At 75.6% G+C, this 5388-nt stretch carries 6 protein-coding genes; 3 read left to right on the top strand and 3 right to left on the bottom strand.

The features are described 5' to 3' along the window. The 3 genes from EF918_RS31850 to EF918_RS31840 form a co-directional block, all read right to left on the bottom strand. Positions 1-1566, bottom strand: a 1566-nt coding sequence (locus EF918_RS31850; RefSeq protein ID WP_260610849.1) for an MFS transporter, incomplete at its 3' end; no start/stop codon positions are given. A 152-nt stretch (positions 1567-1718) separates the two neighbouring features. Beyond that, positions 1719-2285: a TetR/AcrR family transcriptional regulator gene (locus tag EF918_RS31845; protein ID WP_125652393.1), complete on the bottom strand. Its 567-nt coding sequence runs from the start codon at positions 2283-2285 to the stop codon at positions 1719-1721. Between the two features lie 69 nt (positions 2286-2354). Next, positions 2355-2948 carry a potassium channel family protein gene (locus tag EF918_RS31840; protein ID WP_125652392.1) on the bottom strand — a complete coding sequence of 198 codons (594 nt, stop codon included), beginning with the start codon at positions 2946-2948 and terminating at the stop codon, positions 2355-2357. Positions 2949-3245: 297 nt separating this feature from the next. Here EF918_RS31840 and EF918_RS31835 point away from each other — a divergent pair, with 297 nt between their 5' ends. The 3 genes from EF918_RS31835 (at position 3246) to EF918_RS31825 (ending at position 5327) form a co-directional block, all read left to right on the top strand. Continuing rightward, positions 3246-3650: an SHOCT domain-containing protein gene (locus EF918_RS31835; protein WP_125652391.1), complete on the top strand. Its 405-nt coding sequence runs from the start codon at positions 3246-3248 to the stop codon at positions 3648-3650. A 129-nt stretch (positions 3651-3779) separates the two neighbouring features. After that, complete coding sequence (locus EF918_RS31830; protein WP_125652390.1) at positions 3780-4280, top strand: DUF6325 family protein; 501 nt, start codon at positions 3780-3782, stop codon at positions 4278-4280. Positions 4281-4313: 33 nt separating this feature from the next. Further along, complete coding sequence (locus EF918_RS31825) at positions 4314-5327, top strand: hypothetical protein (RefSeq protein WP_148141299.1); 1014 nt, start codon at positions 4314-4316, stop codon at positions 5325-5327. The last annotated feature ends 61 nt before the right edge of the window (positions 5328-5388 follow it).

The raw sequence follows: 5388 nt of genomic DNA, 5'->3' as shown, positions 1-5388 counted from the left end.
GTCGCTGGTGCGGTCGGTGGTGCAGCAGGTGGTGCCGGCAGGTGCGGTGTGCCGGGTGGGGGCCGGCCGGCGGGCGGCACGGCGGGGGAGGAGCGGGGTGAGGGCGGCGGCCGCGGCCGCCAGCGCGGCGGCCAGGAGGAACGCGGCCCGGTAGCCGTCGGCGAGTGCGGCCGCCGGATCCGCGGCGGAGGCGACGCCGGTGCCGGTGGCCCCGCCGGACACGGTCGTGGCGAGGGTGCCGAGCAGGGCCAGGCCCACCGCGCCGCCGAGCTGCCGGGTGGTGTTGACCAGCCCGCCGGCCGCACCGGCGTCCGCCGGGCGGACGCCGCTCACCGCGGCGCCGGTCAACTGCACGAACGCGATCCCGAGTCCCAGCCCGATCAGCGCGGTCGGCCCGATCAGCGCGGTCGGGCCGGTCAGCGCGGCCGGCGCGGTCAGTGCACCGGGACCACCGCCCGGCGCGCTGAGGGCCGCCAGCCAGGTCAGTCCGGCAGCCTGGGCGAGGAAACCGGCCGCCAGGGTGCGGTACGGGCCCAGCGGACGGACCAGCCGCGGGGCCAGGGCCGAGCCGACGATGTTCGCGGCGGCCAGCGGGACCTGGGCGAGTCCCGCCGTCAGGGGGCCGGCGCCGAGGACCTGCTGCTGGAGCAGCGGCAGGAAGAAGAACAGACCGACCCAGACGGCGCCGAGCAGGGACATCAGCAGGTTGGCCGGGGCGACGAGCCCTTGGCCGAGCAGCCCGGGCGGCACCAGCGGGGCCGGATGGTGGCGCTCGGTGCGCAGGAAGAGCAGCAGCAGGAGGGCGGCGGCGACGAGCGCCCCGAGCACGTACGGGTCGGTCCAGCCGGAGGTGCGGGCGGCGGTGAGACCGTGCACCAGGGCGACGATCGCGCCGGCGACGGACAGCGCGCCGACGAGGTCGACGGTCGGCCTCCGGCCGGCGCCCCGGGGGCGGTCCGGCCCGTCGGAATCCGCGGGACGGCCCGGCCCACCGGAACCGTCCCCACCGACGCCGTCCGCCGGGACCAGCCGGAGCGCCGCGGCCAGGGCGAGGGCCGCACCGAGTGCGCAGACGTGGAAGACCCAGGGCCAGCCGAAGGCCTCGGTCAGTACTCCGCCGAGCAGTACGCCCGCCGCGCCGCCGGCTCCCGAGACGGCGCCCCACGCCCCCAGGGCGCGGGCCCGGCCGCCGCCCGGCGGGAAGAGCCGTACCACCAGGGCGAGCGCGGCGGGTGCGGCTGCCGCCGCACCGACGCCCTGGAGGGCTCGGGCCCCGATGAGGAGCCAGGCGGAGCCGGCCAGTCCGGCGGCCGCCGAGGCGGCGGCGAACAGGCCCAGCCCGGCGACCAGGACCCGGCGGGCCCCGGCCAGGTCGGCGGCCCGGCCCCCGAGCAGCAGCAGGGCTCCGAACGCGAGGCCGTAGGCGTTGACCACCCACGACATCCCGGTGTCGGACAGGGCCGCACCGTCGCGGATCTGCGGCAGCGCGACGTTGACGACGGACGTGCTCAGGACCACGACGAACTGCCCCGCGGCCAGCGCGGCCAGGACACCCCGGTGCGGCATCACGCGAATCCCCTCCTCCGACTGGCACAGATGCATGTGTGGTCAACCACTCACTCTTTGGGTCTGAAGAAGGCGGCCTGCCGGTGGACCGGCGCAGCCGCCCGAGGGCCCGGAGGGCCCGTGAACCCGTGGGTCCGTGGGGGCGGCCCGGGTCAGTAGTGCGTGATGCCCGCGGCGAGCGTGCGCGTCCACGGCGCGTCCACCGCCTCGGCGTCGATCGAGACGATGAGGTGGCACAGCATCCCGACCGCGAAGAACTCCTGTACCTGCCGGTCGTCCCCGCCGGAGGCCCCGCGTACGTACTCCACCACGCGGGCGTACCCGGCGCGGACCGCTTCCCGGATCGCCGGCTCGGACACGGCCGCGGCCTGGGCGTGCAGTTGCACCAGCAGGAGGTCGTTGTCGCTGATCAGCCGCGCGTACGCGTCCCCCATCGAGTGCAGGACCCGCTCGGGCGCGCTCCCGTCGGCCTCGGCCGCGCCCTGTTCCAGGGCGGCGCGGACCTGGGCGAAGCAGTGCTCGACGACCGCGGCGAACAGGACCTCCTTGTTCGGGAACAGCCGGTAGACGTACGCCTGGGAGATCCCGGCCGCCTTGGCGACCTCGGTGGTCGTGGTCCCGAAGTAGCCCCGGGCCGCGAACGCGCCGATCGCGGTGCGCAGCACCGTCTCGCGGCGCTCCTCGGCGGTGGACAGTTGGCGTTGCCGTTCCTTCTGCATATGAGTAATAAACCACTCACACTTTGACGGTGTCAACCCCGTACGGAGCCGGGCTGGGCGTCGGGCCGCCTACTCCCGGGTGCCGCCCGACTGCCGCCGCACGGCGGACTCCACCGCCCCGAACAGGATCCGGGTGGCCACACCGACGACGAGGATGTTGCCGACCATCTGCGTCATCGTCACGATCCGTGCCGGCTCGGTCCGCGCCACGATGTCCCCGAAGCCGACGGTGCTGAACACGGTGAGGGTGAAGTACAGCGAATCGGTGCGGCTGAGGGATTCCGAGAAGCTGCCGGGGGTGGACTCCTCCAGCAGGTAGTACGTCGTCGCGTAGAGCAGCAGGAACAGCGGCATCGTGGTGGCGAGCGCCTCGACCGCCCGCAGCCGCGGGTGGGCGGACCGGGTGATCGACCGGACCTGGAGGGCGAAGATGACCGCGACGGCGCCCAGGCCCAGGCCGAGGTTGGTGACGTCGACGTGGTCCCGGCTGAACGGCAGTACGTAGTACGCCGCGACCAGGGCGGTGGCCGTGGTCACCGACCGCAGGGTCGCGGTGAGCGCCGCCCGGCTCGGCCGCCGTCGGCGGGGCCGGCCCGCCCGGATCCCGTCGGTCGGGGCCCCTCCGGTCGGGCTGCTGTCGGGGGCGGAGCCCGTAGCGTCCATGCTGCCTGCGGCCTCCTGTCTCCCGCGTCCCGGCCTCCGCTCCTGCCCGAGCGGGAGCCCGTCCTCGCCGCCAGCATGGACCAGACGGCGCCGGGAGGACCGGCACGCGGTGCCGCGGTCGCCGGAGTGCACACGGAAGGACGCGCCCCGCGAGCCGTCGCCGACGCCGGTCGCCGCCCCCGCCGGTCGCCGTCCCACCCGGACCGGGTGATGACGGCGGCGGCCGGACCGGGGAGCGTGGATCACGCCAAGCAGGCACCGCCCCGGTACCGGGACGGCCGTCCGACGGAGCCGACGATGGACGACTATCCGCTGATGAACGCGTTCCTCACCATGCTCTGGTTCTTCCTGTGGATCATCTGGCTCGTCCTGCTCTTCAAGATCATCGGAGACATCTTCCGGGACGACAGCCTGGGCGGCTGGGGCAAGGCGGGCTGGACCGTCTTCGTCTGCGTCCTGCCCTTCCTCGGCTGCTTCGTGTACCTCCTCGCCCGCGGGCGGGGGATGGGCGAACGCGAGCTCGGCCGGGCGCGCGAGCGGGAGCGGGCCTTCCGCGCCTACGTCCGGGAGACGGCCGGGGACACCGCGTCGGTGACGGCCACCGCCGACGAGCTGGCCAAGCTCGCCGGACTGCGCAACCACGGTGACCTCACCCCCGCCGAGTACGAACAGGCCAAGGCGAAGGTCCTCGCGTCGCACTGACGGTACGCCTGCCGCCCGTACGCGACCCGGACGTCCCCGCCGTACGCGAGCCGTACGTCCCCGCCCGTACGCGAGCCGTACGTCCCCGCCCGTACGCGCCAACGCCGCCGAAGGAGCGTGAGCCGCGCGATGAGCACCCTCGGACCCGTCGACCTGGTCGTCCTGTCCTTCCCCGTCGACAGACCGCCCGATTCCTTCCTGGCGGCCCTGGAGAACGTCGAACGACGCGAGGACGTCCGCATCCTCGACGCGCTCGTCGTCACGAAGGCCGCCGACGGCACCGTGGAACGGGTGGAGCTCCACGACATCGAGAGCCTCGCCGACGCGGCGGCCGGCATCGCGGCCCGCCGCGTGCTCGGCACGGTCGGCGCCGACCAGGTCGACGCCCTCGTCCCGCTGATGGAACCCGGCTCCACCGCACTCGCCCTCCTGGTCGAGAACGTATGGGCCCGCGAGACGGCCGAGGAGGTCCGCAGCCACGGCGGCCGGCTCCTGGCCAGTGTCCGGATCCCCTACGAGCAGATCGCCGACGTGGAGGCCGAACTGTCCGCCCCGCCCACGGCCGGCCCGCAGGACCCCTTCGGCGGGCCCGCGCCGCGGCCCGACGGACCGGCCCGCCCTGCGGGGTGACACGGCGCCGTGACCCGAGGAACGGAGGGTGCGGTGGCCACCCCCGACGCAGCCCCCGAGGCCCTTCTGCGGGCGGCCCTGCGGGAGCCCGGGCGGCTGCCCGAACTGCTCGCCGGCTTCGCGCTGCGGCACGCCGGACCGCGTGCCGCACGCAGCGTGGCCCGGCTGCGCGCGGAGCGGCCCGGGGCGGACACCGCGGCACTCGGCGCCGAGCTCGTCGAGCGCGGCGTCCGCAGGACGGTCACCGAGGGCGCCTTCGTCGGTGGCCCGTTCCTCGTGTTCATCCCGGTCGCGTTCTGCGCGGCGCTGCTCAGCCAGGCCCGGACGATGCTGGAGCTGGCCGCGCTGGCCGGACACGACCCGACGGAGCCGCGGCGGGCGGCCGAGCTCATGGTGCTCCAGGGCGTCTACGCGGACCCGGACACCGCGCAGCGGGCCCTGGCGGCGCGGAGCGGTGAGCACCGGCGGGCGGGGGAGACGGGCGGTGACGGGCCGGGGAGGAGCAGCAGGCGGAAGAACGGCGGGCGGAAGGGGCGCAGGAGCGGCCGGTTCGCCGTCCTGACCGGGCTGACGCTCCGCATGGCCAAACTCCTCGGGCTGATGCCTCCCCGCCCGGCGGACACCGCCATGACCGCACGCGACCGGCTCGCCATGGCGGGCCGCTGGACCCTGCTCGCGGTGACGCTCCTGGTCGGGATGGTGGCCCCGCTGGTGTGGCTGCCGTACATGGCGGTGTCGTACCGGAGGTCGACCCGCCAGGCGCTGTCCCGGGCCGCGGCGTACTACCTGACCGACACCCCGCTGCCGTCCCCGCGCAGCGGTACCTCCCGGCTGGACCCCGGGATGCTGGCCGCGGCCGCGCGCGCGGTGAGCTTCGCGGTGCTGCCGCTGCTGCTGGTGGTCGTGGTGCACGTGGCCGACCTGGGGGAGGAGGGGAACGCGTGGCCGGTGGCGGGCATGGTCGTGGTCGCCTCGGCGGTCCTGGCAGGCGCGCTGTGGCACTACTGGCGCCACCGCCGCCGCCTCCACCGCCGGGACCCCGACTGACCGGCACGCCGCCGGACCGGCCCGCTACCCCCCGGCCGGGGCCGGGGCCTCGGCCGGGGGG

Source organism: Streptomyces sp. WAC06614, from assembly GCF_003949795.1.
Taxonomy (GTDB): domain Bacteria; phylum Actinomycetota; class Actinomycetes; order Streptomycetales; family Streptomycetaceae; genus Streptomyces.
Note: the sequence above shows the minus strand (reverse complement) of the source record. Positions and strands in the feature narration are given on the sequence as shown.

Bases quoted from the DNA above. Each gene is read 5' to 3' on its own strand.
- EF918_RS31845 (WP_125652393.1), bottom strand. From the start codon at position 2,285: ATGCAGAAGGAACGGCAACGCCAACTGTCCACCGCCGAGGAGCGCCGC.
- EF918_RS31840 (WP_125652392.1), bottom strand. From the start codon at position 2,948: ATGGACGCTACGGGCTCCGCCCCCGACAGCAGCCCGACCGGAGGGGCC.
- EF918_RS31835 (WP_125652391.1), top strand. From the start codon at position 3,246: ATGGACGACTATCCGCTGATGAACGCGTTCCTCACCATGCTCTGGTTC.
- EF918_RS31830 (WP_125652390.1), top strand. From the start codon at position 3,780: ATGAGCACCCTCGGACCCGTCGACCTGGTCGTCCTGTCCTTCCCCGTC.